Here is a 21597-nt window from a genome sequence, read left to right as displayed (position 1 = left end):
TCCTAAGTATTTATTGGAATATCCGGCCGTGCTATCGTTGGTGGTTTGTGTCATCGTTTGTCGGATTCATCCCCGCCCTAAAGGGCGGGGCTTTCTCCTCTCAATTCCGTAATGTGTTCGAGTTCGTCGCTCGAGATGAGGTCGTACTCGATGTCGGCGTCGCTCTCCCGAGCACGGTGTTCGAAGACGAGTCCCGTCTCGCGTGTTGGCAGGTCCGTTGGCGGCGACGTTAGTGTGTCGTACGAGCGGATCGTCAGGTCGGCGTCAATCAGCGACTCGCGGGTGACGGACGGTAAGCGCTCGTGATCGTAGATCGGTGCGCCTTCGTATTCCGGGATGACGTAGGGGAGCCGCGACCCTTCGTCTCGGGGCAGTCCGTATTGATGCTTCCCATCGCCGTGGAAGTTGCGGGTCAACTCGGGGTCAACACCTTCGCGTTCGCCCTCGCGGTGACGTTCGCCGCCAGCACACCGCTACTCAGTCCCGTCGGCTATCAGACGAATCTCATGGTCTACGGCCCCGGCGGGTACGAGTTCACCGACTTCGCACGCGTCGGGGCACCGCTCCAGTTCGTCCTAACCGTCGTCACGACGGCCGGGCATCGCGTTCTTCTGGGGCCTGTGACGACACCGGGATTCCGATCCGTACTGTCCACCGGTGTCGCTCGTTGCAGTCGTCCTCCGACGAGTCCCTCACACGACAATGGGAGTGTTGGAGCGATCTGCACCCGTCGGTGGGGACTCCTCGTCATCATGAGCGGGGAATTCGTGGTCGCGGAGTTCGTATTCGTGTACCTCCGGCCACCCCGGGTGAACGCCCCCGCCAACCGAGGAAAACTGAGTGCAGAGTGGGTACAGCTAGTACGGAACTCGCTCGACGAATCGAAGCTATCCGGATTTCGGGCGGGTACTCATCGCGAGAGGGCTACTCAGGTCCACACATCACACAGAGATTACCTGCTCAATTGAGGCGGGCGAGGAACCCGGCAGTCGTATCAATCCGTACCGAAACTACACAAAGCGCCGCGTTCAATCTGTTCTGTATGAGAAAATACGGAGCCTTTCCTAAGTGATGGTACGAAACAGGGACGATACTCAGTCACCGTGGTCGCGGTCTGTAAGCGACGTTCTGGAACAACTCGACGTATCGAAAGACGAGGGGCTGACGGAAGAGGAAGTCAAGCGCAGACGAGAGCGGTTCGGTCCCAACGAGTTACACGAAGTCGAACAGCGACGCTGGCTCGAGGTTTTAGTGAACCAGTTTGCGAGTGTTATCGTCCTCCTGCTCGCAGTTGCGGCCGTGGCGGCGTTCGTGATGGGGGACGTTATCGAAGGGACCGCGGTTCTCGCTGTTCTCGTCATTAACGGTGCCATCGGCTTCGTCACCGAGATGCGTGCTATCCGTTCGATGGAGAGTCTACAGGAGATGACGGAGGTCGAAACCAGAGTCCGCCGATCCGGCGACGATCAGGAAATTCCGGCGGAGAACCTAGTTCCGGGCGATATTGTCATTCTCGATGCTGGTGATATCGTCCCGGCCGACCTGCGGGTGATAGACCCGTCCAAGCTCCAAGTTGACGAGTCGGCCCTCACCGGCGAATCCGTCCCCGTCGGGAAGACCAGCGAGCCCCTCGATGAAGACGTGCCGCTCGCCGAGCGGGAGAACATGCTGTATAAGGGGACGTACCTGACGCGGGGCACCGCAGAAGCAGTCGTCGTCGCCACGGGCCCGGGCACAGAACTGGGGCAGATATCGGCATCGCTCCAAGAGACAGGTGAGAAAAAGACACCACTCCAGGGGAAGCTTGACGACCTCGGACAGAAACTCGTTCCATTACTCCTCGTGGTTGCGGCTATCGTCCTCGTGTCCGGCTGGCTCAGGGGGCAGGATCTCTTCCTGATGGTTGAAACGGCCATCGCGCTGGCGGTTGCGACAGTGCCGGAAGGGCTCCCCATTGTCGCCACACTCGTGTTGGCGAGGGGGATGTGGCGGATGGCCGACCGCAACGCACTCATCAGCAACCTCGCCTCCGTCGAGACGCTCGGCTCCACAACCGTCATCTGCACTGATAAGACGGGAACGTTAACGGAGAACAAGATGACGGTGGCCGCCTACGAGCTGGCGAACGGCTCGGTGGAGGTCACAGGGACTGGACTCGACACTAAGGGGACGTTTCAGCACGGCGGCCAAGAGCTAGACGAGCCACAGGACCCCGCCATGCAGGAAGCGCTCAAAGTGGGCGTCCTCTGTAACAACGCCTCCGTGACCGAGGAAGACGGCGAACTGAACGTTTCGGGCGATCCGATGGAAGTCGCCCTCCTGATCGCCGGGATGAAGGGCGGGCTCAACCGGGACGCCCTCCTCGAATCGCTGCCGGAAGCCCGGGAGGTGTCGTTCGACCCGGCCGTCAAAATGATGGCAACGTACCACGACTCCGACGGACGGTACACGGTAGCCGTAAAGGGGGCTCCGGAGGAGGTCATCGACGCGTCTTCTCGGGTGGTGACGGGGGAGGACTCCAGAGAGTTATCGGCGACCGAGAAGGACGAGTTGATCGAAAAGAGCGAGCGAATGGCCGAAGACGGGTTGCGCGTTCTCGGACTCGCCAAGAAAGACGTGGATAGTACAGAGGGCTCGCCGTACGAGGACCTGTCGCTGATCGGGCTCGTTGGATTGATCGATCCGCCGCGAAAAGAAGTCAGATCGACTATCCAGCGGTGTCAGGACGCGGGGATACGAGTCGTCATGGTGACCGGCGATCACGCGGGAACGGCCCAAAACATCGCCCGGAGCGTCGGACTGGTCGGCTCGGACGACACCGAGGTCGTCGAGGGTCGTGAACTCGACGACGTCGAAAACCTCACCCAGGCGGAGCGGGACCGGTTCGTGAACGCGTCCGTCTTCGCGCGAGTGAATCCCGCGAACAAACTCGATTTAATCGACGTTCACCAGGCAGCAGGCTCTATCGTCGCAATGACTGGCGACGGCGTCAACGACGCGCCAGCACTCAAGCGGGCCGACATCGGCGTAGCGATGGGTCAGCGGGGGACCCAAGTCGCTCAGGAAGCATCGGACATGATTCTGCAGGACGACAACTTCGAGAGCATCTATCACGCCGTCAGAGAGGGACGGATCATCTTCAGTAACATCAGGAAGTTCGTCCTGTATCTCATGTCGTGCAACGTCAGCGAACTGCTCGTCATACTTATCGCCGCGCTCCTCGGCTTCCCGCTTCCGTTGCTCCCGCTGCAGATTCTGTTCCTCAACGTCGTGACCGACATCTTCCCGGCGTTCGCGCTCGGTGCCTGCGGCGGCAGTAGTGACATCATGGACCGCCCACCTCGGGACCCCGAGGAACCGATTATGACGCGAATCAACTGGACCGAACTGGGGCTGTTCGGAATACTGATTTCAGCCGCGGTCATCGGTGCATTCGTGATCGGCGGTAGGATGTACGCCGGGGGTATGGACACTGATGAGGCCGTCACAATCTCGTTCCTCACGTTGGCCTTTGCCCAGCTCTGGCACGTGTTCAACGTCCGGGATATCACGTCAGATCTCGTCAGAAATGAGGTCACGGAAAACCTGTACGTCTGGGGTGCCCTGGGCCTGTCATCAGTAATCCTCTTCGGCGCAGTCTACTTGCCCGGCATCTCTCTGGCGCTGAGTACCACCCCCATCGGGGTCGAGGGGTGGCTGCTCGTGTTCGGGATGAGTCTCCTCCCCTTCGTAATCGGACAGCTAGAGCGTGAACTCCGACGGCGAGTCGGAACGTCCGACTCGTGACGATGCTCGGAAATGGGATCTCGGCCTTGTTGAAACCCTCACCTGCTGACGGAATCAGAATGGCTGTGAGCAATGTAGAGCGTGAATCTATCGTTTCAGATACTGGTTACGTGTCCATATCGAGGATTTCGTTCCTCGCTTGTCGGTATGGACACCAGTCCTTTACTGGCGGCGCGAGACAGACTTGATAATGGCTACCGAAGCGACGTTTACCGTTCCGTCAGACCAGTTCCCCCTCGGTACAGTGTTCGAACAATTGCCGGGCGTGACAGTCGAACTGGAACGAATCATACCGGCCCAAGACGTCGTGATTCCCTATTTCTGGGTGCGCGGGACTGCCGTTGATGACATTGAGGATGCGTTTCTCGACCATCCGGGAGTGGAGAACATCCGACTCGTCGATTCCGTCGAAGACGAGCACCTATTGCGCGTCGAGTGGACGCTGAAGTACGACAGTGTTCTGAGCACGCTGATGGAAACGGGGGTTCCCCTTATTAAAGCGGTCGGCACGAGCGAGCAGTGGACGTTCGATATTCGGGGTGACGACCGACGTGACGTTGCGGCATTCCAAGAACGCTGTCGGGAGTTAGCCATCCCGATTACGCTCACCAAACTGCAAGCGCTCACACCCATCGAGTCAGCGGCCGAGACAGCACTCACCGACACCCAGCAGGAGGCGTTGGAGCTCGCGTACGAGCGGGGCTACTTCAACACCCCACGCGACGTGACGATGGCAGACCTCGGCGACGAACTCGGCATCTCACAGCAGGCGGTCGCATCCCGTCTCCGACGCGGGATTAGTGCTATCCTCGGCAGTACGCTGACCGAACTTCACCCACCAGATCGAACCACTTAAAAACGATTTGTATATCCAAAAACAGGGGTGAACCGCGTTGGCTGTTTACAGAAGCGTATGGTTGGGACACCTGAACTCGACACGGCTCTCGACGTCTGTGAAAACAAGCATCGTCGCATCGTCCTTGCGACACTCGCAACTCAGCAACAGTCGGTTTCGATAAACGACCTCGCAAACGCGATCATCGAACACAATCACCACACGTCACCGACAGAGGCTGCTGACGAGACAGTCACACAGATTCACACCGCCCTGCATCACACCCATCTTCCGAAGTTGGCCGAGGCCGGATTCATCAAATACGACGCTGAGCGGCAAGTGGTGGAGCCAACAGTCCAGCTCGAACAAGAAGAGTCCCACCTTTCGGCAATCCTCGCTATCGATTCTGAGCTTCCAACTACTTGAAGGATGCTAATTAGCACACGATGACGATCAACGACTCTACACCCGTCGATGGCACGCCCGTGACCGAACAGAAAAGAGTGGTCGAAGCACACCAAGACACTTGAGACCGAAGAGGTGGACGAAAAAGAGTACCAGATTCGAGACGCACCCCAGTTACTCGCTTTAAAGAACGAATAAAGCGGTGTCGGTAATCAATTCGCACCACAAACTGCTCACACCATCTACTGTCAGATTTGGAGGGTTTCAACAGAGCCGGGTTCTCGATTACAATTCGGATTCGACCGAGCCGAATCCTCACAGCGAGAGGTCAATCAAAACAGGTAGCCAAACGCCTATTCCTCCTGCAGAGTAACGCTGTTCCCAGGCCGAGCGCGAATCTTTTTGTCATCGGTTAACGAATTCGCGGTCGTGAATCTCAGTAAGGGATTTCTCCTCGCTTTCGGTACCGTCCTCATCGTGCTGTCGGTCGTACTGGTCCAACCGTTTCTCCAGTACGTCCTCGGTGCCGTACTCCTCGCCTACGTGCTGTATCCGCTGCAAGTCCGCTTTGAAGCGTACGTATCGCCGATGGTTGCTGCACTCTCGCTCGTCGTGCTGGCAGTTGCCGGATTCGTCGCTCCATTCGTGGTAGTTCTTGCAACCGTCGCGGATAGTGCCGACCGAATCCTCCGGGACTTCGACACTGACGTGATGCAAATCGAGATGTTCGAATCCCGAGTCGAGGAACTCATTGGACAAGAGGTCGATATCGTCGGAGAACTCGTCGGCTCGGGACGGGAAATCGGGACGATCGTGTTCGAACGGTCGGCCGCAGCGTTCGGTACGATCACTTTCCACCTCATCGGGATTGCGCTAGCGCTCTTTCTCATCTACTACCTCCTCAAAGACGGCAATGATCTGCTCGACTGGCTCCACCGAACGATTCCCCTCCCGATGGACATCCAGCGCGACCTTTACGCGGAGATCGACGACGTGATGTGGGGCGTTCTCTTCGGACACGTCTTCGTCGGTATCGTCCAGGGGGTCGTCGCCGGTGTTGGGCTCGCCGTCACTGGCGTTCCCAATGCGGTGTTCTGGACGGCGGTCATGATAGTTCTCGCTATGGTTCCGCTCGTCGGTGCGATTCCGGTCTGGGGAGGAGCGGTGGTCTACCTCTATCTCACGGGCGAACCGGTACTCGCCGTGGGACTGTTCGTCTACAGCGTTATCGTGGTTGGACTCACCGACGACTATCTCCGTCCATTCGCCGTCGATAGGTATGCGAAACTCAATCCCGCCGTCATTCTCCTCGGTATCCTCGGCGGCGCGTACGCGTTCGGAATTATGGGACTGTTCTTCGGCCCCGTCATCCTCGGTGCGCTCAAAGCCACTCTCCGCGTCGGCTTGGAGAATTGGTCTCAACTCGACGAGAGAGACATCGGCTGACTGCCCGGTCAAGAACGACGAGGACGAGAATAGGTGTAATAACTAACGCTACCGTACCTGTCTTACTAGAAGGCTTATCGATTCGTTCCGCGACTCGCAGGTTCCCGTCGACGATGACGCTCACGAGGCCTTCCACGATGGGACCGTTGCATCCGGTCAGAAAACGACAGAAGACGACATCGACGACATCATCTACGGATGAGCATCTTCATCGATACGGATGTGTTCTACGCCCACCACGACGAGGATGCCGCGAGACATCGACTCGATTGCGAGCTTCGACGACGATTTCGACGGCATCCACGAGCGGACTGACCCGAGTACCGTCACGATGTAAACTATCGTGAACCCGGATTCGACATGTCCGACCTCTGTTCTTGTAAGTAATCTCCAAACCATCTTCGGTCGGGTCATGCGTCCATCTGCTCTCCGAGCGAGCAATCAAAACAGACAACGTCTTCTGCATAATTAGCACTTTTCAGGCATCTGCTCTAATCTAAAGGGTAGGACTTACTCTTCGTACTCCGTGATTTTTCTGCCCCTGACGGGTGCGGGGCACTCGACTTCTCGGTGCCTCACGACGATAATGACGACACCACCCGCAAACCTAGAGACGACGAGTAGAGTGAGGAAACGAGCACAGTACGAAGCCTTCGAGTTCGAACTCCAGAACGGTGATGTTCGTGTTCGGAGCGGGAGCTACGCCGACCCGGAGAATCACGAGTACACCGTCCGAATCGAGGACGACCTGCCGACCGCGTGTACGTGCCCGGCAGACGCGAAATACAGCGGTGCGTGCAAACACCGTGTCGCAGTTGCGCTCCGCCGACCAATTCTCGACGCCGTTCGCCACCATCAACTCCTCGCCGACGGTGGCGAGACTGTTCGACCCCAAACCAAGTGCGCGACCACGAGGAGAACTCCGAAGAACAAGCGGAGGCCGACGAGCCAGACTGCGACTGTGCGGACCTCTCCAGCGATTTTCCGTGCTGGGAGTGCTACCGGACCGGACGACGTGACCTCCCTGAATAGTACTCCACACGTCGAGACGACCCCTTGCGTGTTCTCACGCTGTATCGGAGTACAACAACACCCAACCGATTCCGAACCCTGTGACTTCCCCTGAATACCCGAACGACGACGCTTCGCTCGCACGACTAACCATCGCAGTCACGAACACCAACCTTCCAGAAAACGAAGCCGAACAGCAGGCTCGCTATCAGTCACTCGAAGCGGCCGTCGGCACCGTCCTCAACGAGACGCTCGGTGAGACCACGACAGACATCGAGGCGATGCTCGGGCACACGTACACCTCGGTCAGTCCCGTCTGTCCAGCGTGCGATAGCGCGCTCACGCTCGACGGCATTCATCTCGGTGAGGGTGCAGATGCGCACGCGGTCGCACGGTGTTCAGCCGACTGTGGCTGGACCGGTGACGGCGTGTTCAAACTCGTCGATCTCGACAGAAACGGTAGCGACCACTACGATATTCTTCCGGCGCGGAGTCCCGAGAACGTTCTCGATTGGTTGTAAATAGCCACCAATCTTTGATGACGTCGGCCCCCGAACGGGATACTGTCCAACGATGTTCGACGACATTCTCGTCCCTACAGATGGCAGTCCCTGTTCAGAGGTGGCCGCCGAGTACGCCGAGGACCTGGCAAGACAGTATGATGCGACCGTCCATGCGCTCTGCGTCGTCGATTCGCGCGGCCTCGAAAACGCACCGCGGTACGACCGGCTCAAAGCGGAGCGGACTGAACTGGCGGAACGAACCTGCGCGAACCTATCGACGACGGGAGTCGAGACCGAACAAGCTGTTCGCACCGACGTCCCTCATACCGCGATTCTGCGGTACGCAACGGACCACGGAATCGACCTCGTCGTGATGGGGACCCACGGCCGGACCGGCGTCGAACGGTATCTGCTCGGAAGTGTCACCGAGAAGGTCGTTCGGCTCTCGGACGTGCCGGTATTGACCGTCAAAGCGGAAGAGGAGAGCGGTGTCACGTTCCCCTACACAGACATCCTCGTACCGACCGACGGTAGCGAGGGTGCTGGGGCTGCAATTGGTCCTGCCGTCGATATTGCCAGCACCTACGATGCGAGCTTACACGCGCTCTCCGTCGTCAATAAAGCGGCGATGGGGTTCGATGTGCGCTCCGACGCGAACCTCGACAGTCTCGAAGAAGCAGCGCGAACGGCGTTGGATACTGTCGAAGAACGCGCGACAGAGGCATCCGTCTCTGCGGTCGAAACGAGCGTCGAATACGGCACCCCGTATCGAGAGATTCGCTCCTACGTTGATGAACACGAGATTGACCTCGTCGTCATGGGGACGCAGGGGCGCAGTGGTATCGAGAGATATCTCCTCGGGAGCGTCGCCGAGAAAACCGTGCGCACGTCACCGGTGCCCGTGATGACCGTCCGACAGTCCGACTCCTGAAATCTCCCTTTCCCACACTGACTCCGGCCTGGGACCCCGTTGAGGTACGGTCCATATTCTTAAACTGCTCGACAGTCGCGTTCGCCCAGAAGTGGGGTCCTCATCTACCGGTCAAATCCCCAAGTATCCATACGTCGGCAACACTGAGCGACCCTCATTCAGTCTCTCGTCGCACGGTGAGTATCGGCGCATCGCTCGTACGCAACACCCGCTCAGTGACGCTCCCCAGTAGATGACGTCGTACCCCCGAGCGGCCGTGTGTTCCCATCGTAACGAGGTCTATTCCATACGCACTGACGAAATTGTTGATTACCTCGTGGGGGATTCCGGGTTGGACGTGGGTACTCAGGGCGACTTCACGTTCTGATACCTGCTCTGCTACCGCTTCAACAACCTCGACCGCTTCGTCACGTAGCGGATCACCGATTGATGGAAGCCCCCGCTCACCTTCAATCACATAGAGTACACGCACTGTAGCTTCCAGTCGCTCTGCAAGGGCTATTCCGTGTTCGACCGCAGCAGTCGCACCCGGACTCCCGTCTGTCGGGATGAGAATCCTCTCGTACCCCTCTCGCTCTTGGGCGATTGCATGCGGTGGGACTGCTAACACGGGACCGTTGCTCGACCGAATCACACGCTCGGTGACACTGCCGAGGAGGGCCCGGCTCAACCCACGTCGTCCGTGCGTCCCCATCACGACGAGATCGATGTCATTCTCTGATGCATAGGAAAGAATCGCTTCGTACGGACTTCCCTTCACGATGGCTGAACTACAGGAAAGGTCGGATTCCTGCTCTATGAGTTTCTCAAGCGTAGCTATGGCGTCTTGAGCCTGTGCTTTCGCAAGTCGGTCAGTACGTTCGGTATCATCAGTGACGCTGATGAGGTGGACGGACGCGTCGAATGCCTCCGCAATCACGTGCCCATGGCGAGCGGCGGCTTCTGCAGATCGACTTCCGTCGGTCGGAATGAGAATTTGGTCGTACACAGAGGTTCTTCGTGACCATTGCACTATGTTCTTGTGTAGCACATACTGGAAGGAGAATCCGATGGAAGAGATAGAATGAGGGCGTCCACGATAGACGGAAGCCAGTAAGGTTACCCTCAAATGTCCTAAGACGGGTTCCCTTTCAAACGGAAGAGTTCCGGCCGAATCATTCACAAGAGGTTCTGAGTGATGCTCCTCGGATGAGAAAGCCGAGAGAGCTAAACGGTCGTCTGAAACCCCCCTCTCGGGGAATTTAGCGAAGAAGCCCTCTCCAGTAGAGAGGTACTCAGGTCGTCTCCTCCTCGGGGGGCTGATAGGCACGGCGAGAGAGCTGAAAGATGTTGACCATTCGGAGGATTCCGTGAATACCCAGACATGAGCCGAAGGCAATCGTCCCCAGTTTCCCGCCCGACCCCCCGAGAAACGGCGTCGTGTACGCGACGACCAATCCGACTCCGATTCCAGTCGCTCCAATCCACCACTCGTTTGGAATGCGTTTGGGGTCCGTCATTCCAGCGAACGAAGCGGAGTAGACAGCCGCGGCGAGGAGTTCCCCCGAGGCATCGAAGAACCACGGGAGCAGGAGTCCGCCGACCGCACCCACGAGTCCAGAGGCCAGAACCGGGCTGGCGGGCGAGCGTGTATGGATCGTGAAGGTGCTGATAGCACCAAGCGCCGCAAATCCAACCACAGGTAGGATAACCGGCTGACCGGGGAGAGGGCCGCTCTGAAACGAGCCAGCGGTTGGCACCACGACCAACAAGACCCCGACGAACGCGGTCGTTCCCAGCTTGCCACCCAGGCCGTGAAATACCGGATGGGCGACGGTGAACAGCAGGCTGGCCAGCACCGCGGCGAGGGTGGCGTACCAGTACGACCCGAACAGCTCCGGCGATGTCATCCCGACGAACGCACCACAGTACACCGGAATGGCCGTGTTCGGGACAACGACGGCTGCGATGATGCCGACCACGCTGGCTGCGACGATGGGAGAAGTCCCGAGTTCCGCGACGCCGCCGAAGGTGAGCAACGTCCCGCAAACGACAGCCAACAGATTCCAATGGGCCTCCCTCATAGTGACTGTCCCGTCATCGATAACGCGACGCAGTTCCCACCACTCGTATCTGATTCCGACCCCGATTCCGAGAGTGCCAGCAATGAGGGCCGGACTCAGTATTACGAGTCCCCGCGGGAGGAAAGTTCCCCACACGCCGAACCCGAAGAGAACGAGCGGTGCCACCGCCAGGAGGAGAAACCCCACGACCACTGGCGGCCAGGGCAGTGACCATTCAGGTGGGTTCCAACGCCTCATCAATAGTTTCAGTCGTATTGGTTTGCCTGCAGGCTTTTCTGTTTCGCGGTCCGATTGGGAGTATGACACGGCAACTCCTCGTCCCTGTAGATGGGTCGTCGAAGTCTCTGGAGGGCCTGGAATACGCGGTAACGACGTATCCCGATGACGAGATTACGGTACTTTCTGTCATGACGCCGCACGGCGCGTGGAACGACGGCGACAGTCCGCTCTCTCAGGCCCAGTTCGAGAACTGGTACGACGAGGCGCGAGAGGAAACCGACGACGTACTCGACGAGGCACGCCAACTAGCCGCCGAGCACGGCGTGGAGATAACAACGGAGGTTGATGTGGGCGAACCGTGGCGGGCCATCGTCGAGTACGCCGAGGAGAACGACATCGACCACGTCATCATGGGGAGTCACGGTCGAGACGACGACTCACCACTTCCCCTGGGGAGTGTCGCCGAGACGGTCATGCGACGTTCCCCCGTGCTCGTTTCCGTCGTCCGATAGAGCGCCACAACCGCCTATTCGTTCGACTCGGGTTCACGAACCCACATCACGGGAACCGGCGACGTTCGGACGAGTTTCGCGCTCACGCCGCCCATCACGTAGCGGCTGAAATCCGTCTCCCCGTGCGTCCCCAAGACAGCGAGGTCGATTGCATGCTCCTCCATGTACGAGCGAATTTCCTGCGACGGCACACCGTGTTCGATGTCACTCTCGATTGCGTCAAGCGACCCCGCCTCGGCAGTCTCGATTGCGTCCGTCACGATTTCGTTCGCTCGCTCCGCCAATTCTTCCTCTTTCAGGACGAGTTGCGCATCGGGTCCGAGATTCCCCGTCTCGACGACGTGCAGGACGTGAAGCGTGGCACCGGTTGCGTTCGCCACGGCGATTCCGTTCGTTAGCGCGAGTTCCGCACCGCGACTCCCGTCCGTCGGAACGAGGACGTGCTGGCAGGGATAGGCGAGCGGACGCTCCCTGTCGGGGTTGACCGCGACGACAGGCACCTCCGCCGTGTTGATGACACGTTCTGTCACACTCCCGATGAGCGACCGCTTCAGTCCACGCCGCCCGTGCGTCGGCATGACAATCAGACCGACGCTGGACTGCTGACTGTACTCGACAATCGAGGTGTACGGGTCGCCCTGGCGGATCTCCGGGACAACAGCGATGCCTCGCTCCGTCGCACGCTGTGTCGCCTCGTCTACGATTCGTTGGCCTTCCTGCTCCAGTACGTCGATCACGTCTCCTCGAATCTGGGTGAGACCGTCTCGGCTGGTGTCTGCGACGTTGAGGATGTGGAGTGTGGCCTCGTGCTCGGCCGCGATCTGGAGTACGTAGTCGAGGACCGATTCCGCTGGCTCGCTCCCGTCTGTCGGGAATAGGATGTTGTCGAACATGGTGTCGTAATACGGGGAGTGGATCGACGTTATTCTCGCTCGGTACTGCTATCTAACCCCCGCTTCCGGCGTCTCGGCGTCACGCCACCAGACGAGTTCGAACTCGATGCTCTGTTTGGCCGCTGTATCGGCCTCCGTCCAGTCCGACTCGCCTTCCAGTTTGAGCGTCACTGGGGCCGTTGGATTCGGCTGCACCTGCTGGTCAGCGAGTTCGAGCGTCACGTCTCCGTCGCTGTCGAGTTGCTCCGCGAACTCTCGGAGGTACGTGGCGATTTCGGTCCGTGTCTTCTCCGATTCCGTTTCGAGCCCTCCCGTAGCGTACGGTACACTGACGGACCCGATAAACACGGGGGTGATTCTCGGTCTTGAGGAATGACGGTCTCGTTCTATGGCGGCAAAATTTCCACCCACAGTTCTCGATACGCTGCGGCGAAAAGCAGACGGGATATCTGACGCTGGCGTGCGTACGCGAATCCTGAGTTCACGATTCTGTAGGCTGGAGTGACTCGAGCGGTTCCACGGTCTGGAAGGCCAGTTTGAATGCTGTTGGTCCCTTTAGTCTTCCTATGGGAGCCGAGTCCGCAAGCGATGCTCTGTCTGACCGGTGGGCCGTCTTTTTCGTACTCCTTCCAATTATCGGGGGCGGATTACTGTTTTTCCTGTTTGAGAGCGGTGACGTTCATCGCCTCGGTCTCTTCCTGATGGGTGCTGGGGTGGTTGTCGGCAGTGCACTCCTCTTGTTGCGGAGGCAGTAACGGTGACTGCCCAGCGGCCGAGGGGCGACGGAGTGGATTTATGCTCCTCGAAGTCGTGGAAATCGTGGGGGAAACAGATGAAGTTTGATGAGTTTACGGGCCAGATACAGCATCGACTCGAACTACCGGGGACTGCCGAGACGCTGCGGGCAATTCGAGCGACACTCCTGACTGTAGGACAGCGAATTCCGGAGGGCGCGGCCGAGGACCTCGCCGCTTCGCTTCCGATGGAAATCAAGTGGTACATGACCGGTGCCGTGCACGAACACGGCCAGCGGTTCGACTGGAAAGAGTTCGTCTCGCGGGTCAGCGAGATTGAGGGGATAGATCGCCCGGAGGCGGCGTACCACGCGCAAGTCATCATGGATCTGGCGAGTACGGTAGTCCCGGAGTCCGATTTCTGGCAGTTACGCGATCAACTCCCCGAAAGTGAGGACGATGAAAACTGGGGAAAGCTGTTCGCGGTGACCGACGCAGGTGGCTGGGGTGAGGCGCAGGAGAACCAAACGGGGGGCGGTCCACAATCCGACGCTGAAAGCGACGCCGAACCGGGAGACACGTCCGAGTGATTCCGTTGAACCCCAACTGCGGATAGTTCAGATTGGCAGCCCTCTCGGTCTCACAAGCCTTCAATTCCAACGCGACCGTTCTCGATTTTCTCAGCCTTCGAAGAATGATTGCACCTCGTCGACCGGTTTCGCATTGAGAACATCGTCGGCGGTACACCATCCGCGTCGGGCCTGGGCCACTCCGAGGTGCATGAAGTCAAGTCCGGCAGTCGTATGAGCGTCCGTCGAAACCACGTACGTCGCGTCATCGCGGTACTCCTTGACGTGTTGCCAATCGAGGTCCAGTCTCTCGGGTTGCGCATTGATTTCGAGCGCTATCCCCTCCTCCGCAGCGGTTTCGACGACGGCTTCGAGACCGAGGTCCAGCGGTTCGCGCTCGTGAATCAATCGATTCAACGGATGGGCAAAGATGTCTATAGGGTGATCCACGAACGCCTGTTGAATGACCTCCGTAGGGTTCGACGGAGTACTGTGCATTGCACCGACCACCATGTCACAGCGGTCGCACCACTCCTCGGAGATATCGAGACCGTCGGTAGTGATCTCGGCTTCGATACCGTGGAGGATCTCCACCTCCACATCGTCGTCCGCCCTTAGGCGCTCGATTTCGTCGCGCTGGTCTTCAAACTCGTCCTGGTCGATGCCGCCAGCGAACTGGAACGAGGGACCGTGGTCGGAGACGAGGACGTAATCAAGGTCGCGTTCGTCGGCCGCCTCGGCCATCTCGCGGACCGTGGCCGACCCGTCGGAGTACCGGGTATGCATCTGGAGGTCGCCTCGAACGTCGTCGAGTTCCACGAGGTCCGGCAGTTCGTCGTCGGCCGCTGCCTCGATTTCGCCGGTTTCCTCCCGGAGTTCGGGCGGAATCCACGCGAGGTCGAGGGCGTCGTAGACGCTCTCTTCGGTCCCTCCGGCGATACGCTCACCGACTCGCTTGCCGGACTCCGATTTCTCGACTTCCGAGACGTCGAACAGACCGTACTCGTTGAGTTTCCAGTCGCGGTCGATGGCGACGTTCCGAAGTGCGATGTTGTGGTCTTTCGACCCGGTGAAGTAGACGAGCGCGGCCCCGTACTCCTCGGGAGCGACGAGTCTGAGGTCGATTTGGAGGTCGCCCGACACGATGACGGAGGACTTGGTCGAACCCCGTGAGAGGACGTCCTTCACGTCCTCGTGGGTACAGAACGTCTCCATCGCGCCTTCCGAGTCGTCGGCCGTGGCCAACACGTCGAGGTCGCCGACCGTCGGGCGACGGCGGCGGAACGAGCCGACGATGTCGACGCGGTCGAATTCGTCGGCCGCGTCGAGTCGGTCTTCGAGTTCGCGGGCGATGGGGAACGCCCGGCCGAGGAGCACCCGTTCTTCACCCGATTTCGCCATCTCGATGTGGTCGAGGACGTTCTGCTGGGTCTTCTCGCCGAACCCCTCGACTTCGGCTATCTCCCCTTCTCGGGCGGCCTGTTCGAGGTCTTCGAGGTCGGTCACGCCGAGTTCCTCGTGGAGCGTCTTGGCGGTCTGCGGGCCGACGCCTTCGACGCGGGTCACGGCTTCGATATCCACCGGACGGTCGGCTTTGAGCTCCTCGTAGTACTCCAGTTCGCCGGTTTCGAGGTATTCAGCTATCTTCTCGGCGATAGACTCTCCCACACCTTCGACGTCCTGTAGCTCGCCCCGCTCGTAGACGTCCTCGATGTCTTCGGATAGCGATTCGACGCTCCGCGCCGCCCGCCGGTAGGCCCGCGGCTTGTACTCCACCTTCTGGATTTCGAGGAAGTCGGCGATTTCGTACAGCAGGTCGGCTATCTCCTTGTTCTTCAACGTCTTTCCCCCGGTAAGTGGGTGTTCGCTGGCGCATCGTAAGTAACCCCGGCCCGTTTCGCTCGGCCGTGTTCAGATACGAACCGACAATTTTCACAGTCGCTGTTGCTGGTGCGGTTGCTAGTGCTGTCACGGGTGCTGGTTCTGTCGCGGGTGCTGGTGCTGTTTTCACATGCTCAACGATAGCGGCAGTTACGGGTGCGGTTCTCCCTAATTCACCGATAGCTCGAAACACTGCACGAACAGCGACCGCTTCACTAATCCCAACCGCCACGACAACAGCGACAGTCACGCCAACAGCAACTGCAACCATCTGTCTGCTTGAGCATCCTCATCCTCACCCGCGACAGCAACTAAACTATCTTCGCGTCGAGACGCGAGAGGATGAACCATCTATACCTATATTAAAGACAGGCATGTTTATCTTAAAAATGGAAATATAATTCTCGATAGAGCCACCGAACCGTCGCTACTCGGATTCAGTGACGTACTCGCACTCACCGATGCACTCCTCTTTGAGCGGGTCGTCACCTAGCACCTGTTCGGGTTTCGCACCGCTCCGGAACACCGTGATGCCTTTGAGGTCGAGTTCTCGCGCACGCAGGAAGATATCTCGAACGTCCTCGACGGTGGCCGAGTGGGGCAAGTTCACGGTCTTGCTCACGGCGTTGTCCACGTGCCGCTGGAAGGCGGCCTGTATTTCGAGGTGACGGTCGGCGGGTACGTCGTGTGCGGTCTGGAACAGGCGCTTCACGTCGTCGGGAATCGCGTCCACGTCTCGAATCGTCGTCCTACCGTGGAGTTGGTCGAGGAGGTCCTCGGAGTAGAACCCGCGCTCGTTCGCTATCTCGACGAATCGGTCGTTCACGATTTCGAGTCCGTCCATCACCTGCTTGGTGTAGGCCACGCCGTAGATGGGTTCGACGCTCGCCGAACACCCTGCGATGAGTGAGATAGTGCCCGTCGGCGCGATAGTCGTCGTCGTCGCGTTCCGCATCGGTTCCTCACGGGTCGAATTCTCCCACGCCGGGAACGGTCCGCGCTCCTCGGCGAGTTGCTTCGAGGCGTCCCACGACTCGCCGTGAACGAACGCCATGAGCTCCTCGGCGAACTCGACGGCTTCGTCGGAGGCGTACGGGATTTCGAGGTCCGCGAGCATATCGTGAAATCCCATCACACCCAGTCCGAGTTTGCGAGTTTTCGCTACCGCCGCCTCGATTTCGGGAATCGGGAACGCCGACATCTCGATGGCGTTATCGAGAAACCGCACTCCGAGGTGGACCGTCTCGCGGAGTTTCTCCCAATCGACTTCGCCGCCGTCGGTGTGGTTTCCGAGGTCGACCGAACCGAGGATGCAGGCCTCGTAGGGCAGGAGCGGGACTTCGCCGCAGGGGTTCGTCGCCTCGATTCGGCCTAACTCCGGCGTCGGATTGTGCTCGTTTATCGCGTCCAGAAAGAGTACTCCGGGGTCGCCGGTGTCCCAAGCCGCTTCGGCGACGGCCGACAGCAGTTTGTCGGGGTCCGCCTGCCCGACCGTCTCGTCCGTCCGCGGGTTCACGAGGTCGTAGGACTCGCCCGTCTCGTAGGCGTCCCAGAACGCCCCTGTCGTCGCCACCGAGAGGTTGAAATTCCGTAGCGCGTCAGCTTCTCGCTTGACATCGACGAACGTCTCGATGTCGGGATGGTCGACGCGAAGCACGCCCATGTTGGCACCCCGTCGCCGCCCACCCTGTTTTATCTGTTCGGTCGCCGTGTCGAATATTCTCATGAAGCTGACCGGCCCGCTCGCTACGCCGCCGGTCTTCTGGACCACGTCGCCCTCGGGTCGGAGCCTCGAGAACGAGAACCCGGTCCCGCCCCCGCTTTGGTGGACGAGCGTGGTCTGTTTGACCGCGGTGAAGATGGATTCCAACGAATCGTCGACTGGCAGCACGAAGCAGGCGGCGAGTTGTTCTAACTCGGTACCCGCGTTCATCAGAGTGGGCGAGTTCGGCAGGAAATCCAGGTTAGACAACGCTTCGTAGAACTCGTCTTCGACCTCAGCAGCGTCGCCCCCGAACTCTGTCTCGGCCCGCGCGACGTTCGACGCGACCCGCCGGAACATCTCGTCGGGTGTCTCGACGACCTCGCCGGTCTCGTCCCGCCGGAGGTATCGCTTCTTCAGGACCGTTTCGGCGACGGTGTCCAGCGAAGCCATGCCCTAGAACTGCTCGGTCTTCCTACAAAGAGTTACTTTTCGGTTGAGGGAGTTGCTCGTCTGAATCCCCGTTCCGAAGTTCGGGGTTTTCAGATTGGAAAGAGTGCGAAGTAAATATATAAACCTCTGCGTGTACGCGACACGCCTCTGCGTGCACGCGAAGGAGTTGCTACCGCGAGGCTCCGATTACCACGAACGAGCCGTCGCCGTATCCCGAGCGAACCGGTTCACGTTCGTCTATCTCGGGGAGCTCGTCGTAGATGGTCTGGGCGAACTCGAAGTCGGTGAACCCGGCAGTTTCGAGCTCGTCGACGAGTTCGTCGGTCGAGACGAACACCGCGTCCCTGTAGAACGGATTCTCGTCCTGCATCTCCTGATACACTCGCCCGAGTTGACTGTCCTTGTCGATGAAGCCGACGACGAGGGTGCCGTCGGGCCCGAGAACTCGGTCGGCTTCCGCCAGCGTCTCCGGAATATCGTCCACGAAACAGATTGTGGTCACGATTAGCGCGACGTCGAACGCATCGTCTTTCAGCGGAAGCGCTTCTGCGACGCCCTCGACCGCGTCGATGCCTCGTTCGCTGGCGTACGCCAGCATCGCTCCCGAGGGGTCGACGCCGACCTCGACATCCAGCGGCGCGGCGAACCGGCCGCTCCCGACGCCGATTTCGACCCCGTACCCCGACGATGGGAGGAGACGGCGGAGCGCCGCCAGCTCCGACTCGTAGGCGTACTCGTTCTGTTCGAACCACTCCTCGTATCGGTCGGCGTGTTCCTCGAACGGTTCAACCTTCGGCATAATTCAGCGTTCGCTCGCTTCGGTCTTCGCCCTGTCGGTAGTCACAAAGAGCGCAACGGGTCCGGCGAGATGACTTATCTTTAAGCCCGGCGTAGCACCTTCATCGCAGTCGAACGCGGAGGCCCCGTCGTCATTGGGAACCAACAGTCGGACCGGTCTCGACAGACACCTCCTCGGGAGTGTCACCGAACGAGCCGTCCGGATGGCCGGTGTCCACGTCCTCACAGTACGATAGAGCGCGACTGACCCCGGAGGGGGCGCGACGACTCAGTTTTATATTCCCCAGGGATACAACTCGGGCACGGCTTCGCGGTCCGCGTGATAGAACTCGGAGGTACCGTGGGACGCTTCTCCCGGCAGGACGTACCGACTGTCGCCGAGGTCCGCAACGAGGTTGTCCAAGTCCGTCGGACTCGTCAGTTCGGTCGCGGCTGACCTGATTTCGCTGGCCGCTGCCTCGATGTCGTTCGGTGCTTCCCACGACGTACGGTCTCGAAGCTCGCTCATCGCAAATCTCCGCGTTCGTGGCTCTCTCCGGCTATTCGGAGTACCCTTCCGTGAGGAACTCTCCTTCGGTCTCGTACACCGATACCAGTTCCTCGATGAACTCCTCGTACGATTCGTCCTCTTCCAGATGCTGTTCGATTCGATCTGCCAGTTCGTCGTCGAGTTCTACTGTGACGGTCATGGTCGGATGGGTTCGGTCTCAGTACGGCGGTGATTCGGTCTCGATGACTCCCGTGAGGTGTTCCATTTCGGTCGAGAGCAACACAAGCAGGTCGTCCAGCGTCACGATGCCCTCGAGGCTCCCGTTCTCGTCCACGACGGGGAGCCGTCGCACGTCGTTCTCGTACATCGTCGCGGTCGCTTCGAAGATACCGTCGTCTCCCTGCACCGTGACCAGCGTCTCGGTCATGATGTCCTCGGCAGTCACCGTAGTCGGGTCCTCGCGCGGTTCGAGCACCTGCAATACGAGGTCGCGGTCGGTGACGATACCCACGGGCTCGTCGTCGTCTTCGATTATCACGCTGCCCACGTTCTCCTCTCTCATCACTGTCGCCAGATTCCCAGCGGTCTGATCACTCGGAGCGGTCATTACGTCAGTTCGAGCTACGTCTAGTACTGTCACTATCTCTCCCCCGTTACGTCTCCGACGAACACGAGTATAAATGTATGTTTACGGCAAATGATTGGCGAACCAGTCAACTGCGAGTTCTTCGAACGCATCGCGGTTGAGTTCGAGTACGTCGGTATCCTCGCCGCCGACGACGAACAGCGTCGCGGCCCGAACGTCGTCGAGGCGTTCGGCCGTCGTGTCGACCCAGCCACCACGAGAGACGACCGCCTCGATGTCCGAACCGCGTCTCGCCGTGGCCCGGAACGCGGCGGCCGCGCCGGTACTAGAGCCGAAGTAGCCGAGCGCGAGGTCGCTCGTCTCGTCGTGTTCTCTCAGCCGACCGTGACTGCTAGCAACCGGTCGGTCAGTAGCGGGATATCGAATCGGTTCTCTCGGGACTGGTCTTCCTCCTCGGTGAGCAGGTCAAAGAGGAGCGGTCCGAGTCCGCGTGACCGGAGCGCTTCCGCGACGTCGTTGTTTCGAGGACTGTGCCGACTGCTGTCGCTTCCGTGCGCGAACACGACCAATCCCGGGGCGTTCGCCGGGACGCGGAGGTCCCCCTCCGGCTCCACCAAGCCAGCGTTCGACCCCGAATCAGGTATCGCTACCACCGTGTCGGAAAAGTCGCCTGCTCAATTTTTGTATCTCTATCCCGATTTGTAGACGATGTACGAGCAACTGCTCTTTCCGACCGACGGCAGTGACGGCGCATCACTCGCGTTAGACCACGTCCTCGATATCGCCACCAGCCACGACGCGACGGTGCACGTCCTCAACGTCGCAGATACGACGCAGGATAGCCTCACCCAAATCCAAGGAGAAATCATCGACGTGCTCGAACAGGAGGGCGAGGAGATCGTCCAAGACGCCGCCACTCGCGTGCAGGACCGTGGCGTCGATGTTGTCACTGAGGTGCTCCAAGGTGAACCGTATCGGACGATTCTCAACTACGCCGACTCTCACGACATCGACCTCGTCGTCATGCCCACGCACGGACGCCGCGGACTCGAACGATTCCTACTCGGCAGCACGACAGAACGCGTCGTCAGACGAGCAGAGACGCCCGTACTCACGATTCGCCCGGACGACGAGACCAGAATCACTTACCCGTATCGAAACGTACTGGTTGGCACTGACGGGAGCGACTGTGCCGATCAGGCGCTCGACGTGGGCGTGGACGTGGCGAACGCCGACGAGGCAGCGCTCCACCTCCTCTCCGTCATCGCGCTTCCGTCGCTCGGTGCCGACGTTCGTCTCGACCTCCAGATGGAAGCCTTAGAGGAGGGCGCACACACCCTTCTCGACGACGCGGCGGAGGTCGCAGCGGATGCTGGCGTCGAGGAGGTTTCCACGGCGGTCGAACATGGCCCCTCGATTCACCAAGTGATACTGTCGTATATCGAGGAGCACGACATCGATATCGTCGTCGTCGGGACGCAAGGTCGAACCGGTTTCGACAGGTACGTACTCGGAAGCGTCAGCGAGTATCTCGTTCGCACGTCACCGATTCCGGTCCTGACGGTGCGAGCATCCGAACAGGAAGTGTAACTTTAGTGGTTCTGTGGCCGTCGAGAACCCCGCTACTCGAAACCCGTCTCCTCTCGATAGTCCGTCAGCAGTAGTTGTCAATACTGTTTCGTTATTCCGATTCGAGGGGACAGCGTCCAGTACAGACAGGTGAAGAGCTAATCAGTACGTTCGTCGCGGCCAGCGCACGAAAAGACGTGCTGTCGAAGAG

At 59.5% G+C, this 21597-nt stretch carries 20 protein-coding genes and 4 pseudogenes; 12 read left to right on the top strand and 12 right to left on the bottom strand.

Going from position 1 to position 21597, the window contains the following annotated elements:
* Positions 1 to 95: 95 nt before the first annotated feature.
* A pseudogene (locus EPL01_RS03260) lies at positions 96 to 380 on the bottom strand (hypothetical protein); the annotation flags it as partial.
* Between EPL01_RS03260 and EPL01_RS21410 the strand changes: the two are divergent.
* The 8 genes and pseudogenes from EPL01_RS21410 to EPL01_RS03215 form a co-directional block, all read left to right on the top strand.
* Positions 378 to 624: pseudogene (locus EPL01_RS21410) on the top strand (anion permease); the annotation flags it as partial. The pseudogenes EPL01_RS03260 and EPL01_RS21410 sit on opposite strands and share 3 nt — an antisense overlap.
* Before the next feature lie 447 nt (positions 625 to 1071).
* Entirely contained in the window at positions 1072 to 3786 is a 2715-nt protein-coding gene (locus tag EPL01_RS03250; RefSeq protein ID WP_135823848.1) for a cation-translocating P-type ATPase, read from the top strand.
* Positions 3787 to 3976: 190 nt separating this feature from the next.
* Positions 3977 to 4642 carry a helix-turn-helix domain-containing protein gene (locus tag EPL01_RS03245; protein WP_135823814.1) on the top strand — a complete coding sequence of 222 codons (666 nt, stop codon included), beginning with the start codon at positions 3977 to 3979 and terminating at the stop codon, positions 4640 to 4642.
* Positions 4643 to 4699: 57 nt separating this feature from the next.
* Positions 4700 to 5047: a DUF7344 domain-containing protein gene (locus EPL01_RS03240; protein WP_135823813.1), complete on the top strand. Its 348-nt coding sequence runs from the start codon at positions 4700 to 4702 to the stop codon at positions 5045 to 5047.
* A 408-nt stretch (positions 5048 to 5455) separates the two neighbouring features.
* Positions 5456 to 6472, top strand: coding sequence for an AI-2E family transporter (locus EPL01_RS03235; RefSeq protein WP_246045621.1), 1017 nt, complete (start codon positions 5456 to 5458; stop codon positions 6470 to 6472).
* A gap of 586 nt (positions 6473 to 7058) precedes the next feature.
* Positions 7059 to 7598, top strand: a complete 540-nt coding sequence (locus tag EPL01_RS22165; RefSeq protein ID WP_135823811.1) for an SWIM zinc finger family protein — start codon at positions 7059 to 7061, stop codon at positions 7596 to 7598.
* Positions 7585 to 8004 carry a hypothetical protein gene (locus EPL01_RS03220; RefSeq protein WP_135823810.1) on the top strand — a complete coding sequence of 140 codons (420 nt, stop codon included), beginning with the start codon at positions 7585 to 7587 and terminating at the stop codon, positions 8002 to 8004. The genes EPL01_RS22165 and EPL01_RS03220 overlap by 14 nt, the downstream gene beginning before the upstream one ends.
* 52 nt (positions 8005 to 8056) lie before the next feature.
* Positions 8057 to 8917: a universal stress protein gene (locus tag EPL01_RS03215; RefSeq protein ID WP_135823809.1), complete on the top strand. Its 861-nt coding sequence runs from the start codon at positions 8057 to 8059 to the stop codon at positions 8915 to 8917.
* 154 nt (positions 8918 to 9071) lie between these two features.
* On the opposite strand, the gene EPL01_RS03210 is transcribed toward EPL01_RS03215, so the two are convergent.
* Together EPL01_RS03210 and EPL01_RS03205 are read right to left on the bottom strand one after the other, a co-directional pair.
* Complete coding sequence (locus tag EPL01_RS03210; protein ID WP_135823808.1) at positions 9072 to 9905, bottom strand: universal stress protein; 834 nt, start codon at positions 9903 to 9905, stop codon at positions 9072 to 9074.
* Between the two features lie 286 nt (positions 9906 to 10191).
* Positions 10192 to 11166, bottom strand: a complete 975-nt coding sequence (locus EPL01_RS03205; RefSeq protein WP_135823807.1) for a hypothetical protein — start codon at positions 11164 to 11166, stop codon at positions 10192 to 10194.
* A gap of 113 nt (positions 11167 to 11279) precedes the next feature.
* On the opposite strand from EPL01_RS03205, the gene EPL01_RS03200 reads away from it, so the two are divergent.
* Positions 11280 to 11711, top strand: a complete 432-nt coding sequence (locus EPL01_RS03200) for a universal stress protein (RefSeq protein WP_135823806.1) — start codon at positions 11280 to 11282, stop codon at positions 11709 to 11711.
* Between the two features lie 14 nt (positions 11712 to 11725).
* Here the strand turns inward: EPL01_RS03200 and EPL01_RS03195 are convergent, their stop codons facing one another.
* Together EPL01_RS03195 and EPL01_RS03190 are read right to left on the bottom strand one after the other, a co-directional pair.
* On the bottom strand, positions 11726 to 12604 hold the full coding sequence (locus EPL01_RS03195) for a universal stress protein (protein ID WP_135823805.1): 879 nt from the start codon (positions 12602 to 12604) through the stop codon (positions 11726 to 11728).
* Between the two features lie 48 nt (positions 12605 to 12652).
* Positions 12653 to 12952 (bottom strand): amphi-Trp domain-containing protein, encoded by a 300-nt coding sequence (locus EPL01_RS03190; RefSeq protein ID WP_210424063.1) that lies wholly within the window; start codon positions 12950 to 12952, stop codon positions 12653 to 12655.
* A 484-nt stretch (positions 12953 to 13436) separates the two neighbouring features.
* Here EPL01_RS03190 and EPL01_RS03185 point away from each other — a divergent pair, with 484 nt between their 5' ends.
* On the top strand, positions 13437 to 13928 hold the full coding sequence (locus EPL01_RS03185; protein WP_135823804.1) for a DUF2267 domain-containing protein: 492 nt from the start codon (positions 13437 to 13439) through the stop codon (positions 13926 to 13928).
* A 90-nt stretch (positions 13929 to 14018) separates the two neighbouring features.
* On the opposite strand, the gene polX is transcribed toward EPL01_RS03185, so the two are convergent.
* From polX to EPL01_RS03170, 3 genes are all read right to left on the bottom strand, one after another.
* A complete protein-coding gene (gene polX / locus EPL01_RS03180; protein WP_135823803.1) occupies positions 14019 to 15746 on the bottom strand; it encodes a DNA polymerase/3'-5' exonuclease PolX in 1728 nt (575 codons plus the stop codon).
* A 469-nt stretch (positions 15747 to 16215) separates the two neighbouring features.
* Positions 16216 to 17943 carry an adenosylcobalamin-dependent ribonucleoside-diphosphate reductase gene (locus EPL01_RS03175; protein WP_135823802.1) on the bottom strand — a complete coding sequence of 576 codons (1728 nt, stop codon included), beginning with the start codon at positions 17941 to 17943 and terminating at the stop codon, positions 16216 to 16218.
* 169 nt (positions 17944 to 18112) lie between these two features.
* Positions 18113 to 18742 (bottom strand): class I SAM-dependent methyltransferase, encoded by a 630-nt coding sequence (locus EPL01_RS03170; protein WP_135823801.1) that lies wholly within the window; start codon positions 18740 to 18742, stop codon positions 18113 to 18115.
* 133 nt (positions 18743 to 18875) lie between these two features.
* On the opposite strand from EPL01_RS03170, the pseudogene EPL01_RS22565 reads away from it, so the two are divergent.
* Positions 18876 to 18977 (top strand): annotated as a pseudogene (locus EPL01_RS22565) (universal stress protein); the annotation flags it as partial.
* 38 nt (positions 18978 to 19015) lie between these two features.
* Here the strand turns inward: EPL01_RS22565 and EPL01_RS21960 are convergent.
* The 4 genes and pseudogenes from EPL01_RS21960 to EPL01_RS22560 form a co-directional block, all read right to left on the bottom strand.
* The gene (locus EPL01_RS21960; protein ID WP_210424062.1) at positions 19016 to 19249 is read right to left on the bottom strand and encodes a hypothetical protein; all 234 of its coding nucleotides are present in this window, start codon (positions 19247 to 19249) and stop codon (positions 19016 to 19018) included.
* Positions 19250 to 19280: 31 nt separating this feature from the next.
* Positions 19281 to 19430 carry a DUF7557 family protein gene (locus EPL01_RS21405; RefSeq protein ID WP_168215790.1) on the bottom strand — a complete coding sequence of 50 codons (150 nt, stop codon included), beginning with the start codon at positions 19428 to 19430 and terminating at the stop codon, positions 19281 to 19283.
* Between the two features lie 18 nt (positions 19431 to 19448).
* Positions 19449 to 19871 (bottom strand): CBS domain-containing protein, encoded by a 423-nt coding sequence (locus EPL01_RS03155; RefSeq protein WP_135823800.1) that lies wholly within the window; start codon positions 19869 to 19871, stop codon positions 19449 to 19451.
* A 48-nt stretch (positions 19872 to 19919) separates the two neighbouring features.
* Positions 19920 to 20470, bottom strand: a pseudogene (locus tag EPL01_RS22560) (dienelactone hydrolase family protein).
* A 55-nt stretch (positions 20471 to 20525) separates the two neighbouring features.
* Between EPL01_RS22560 and EPL01_RS03145 the strand changes: the two are divergent.
* Positions 20526 to 21407 (top strand): universal stress protein, encoded by an 882-nt coding sequence (locus EPL01_RS03145; RefSeq protein ID WP_135823799.1) that lies wholly within the window; start codon positions 20526 to 20528, stop codon positions 21405 to 21407.
* Positions 21408 to 21597: the final 190 nt, after the last annotated feature.

Source organism: Halorussus ruber (assembly GCF_004765785.1).
Classification (GTDB): Archaea; Halobacteriota; Halobacteria; order Halobacteriales; family Haladaptataceae; genus Halorussus; species Halorussus ruber.
Note: the sequence above shows the minus strand (reverse complement) of the source record. Positions and strands in the feature narration are given on the sequence as shown.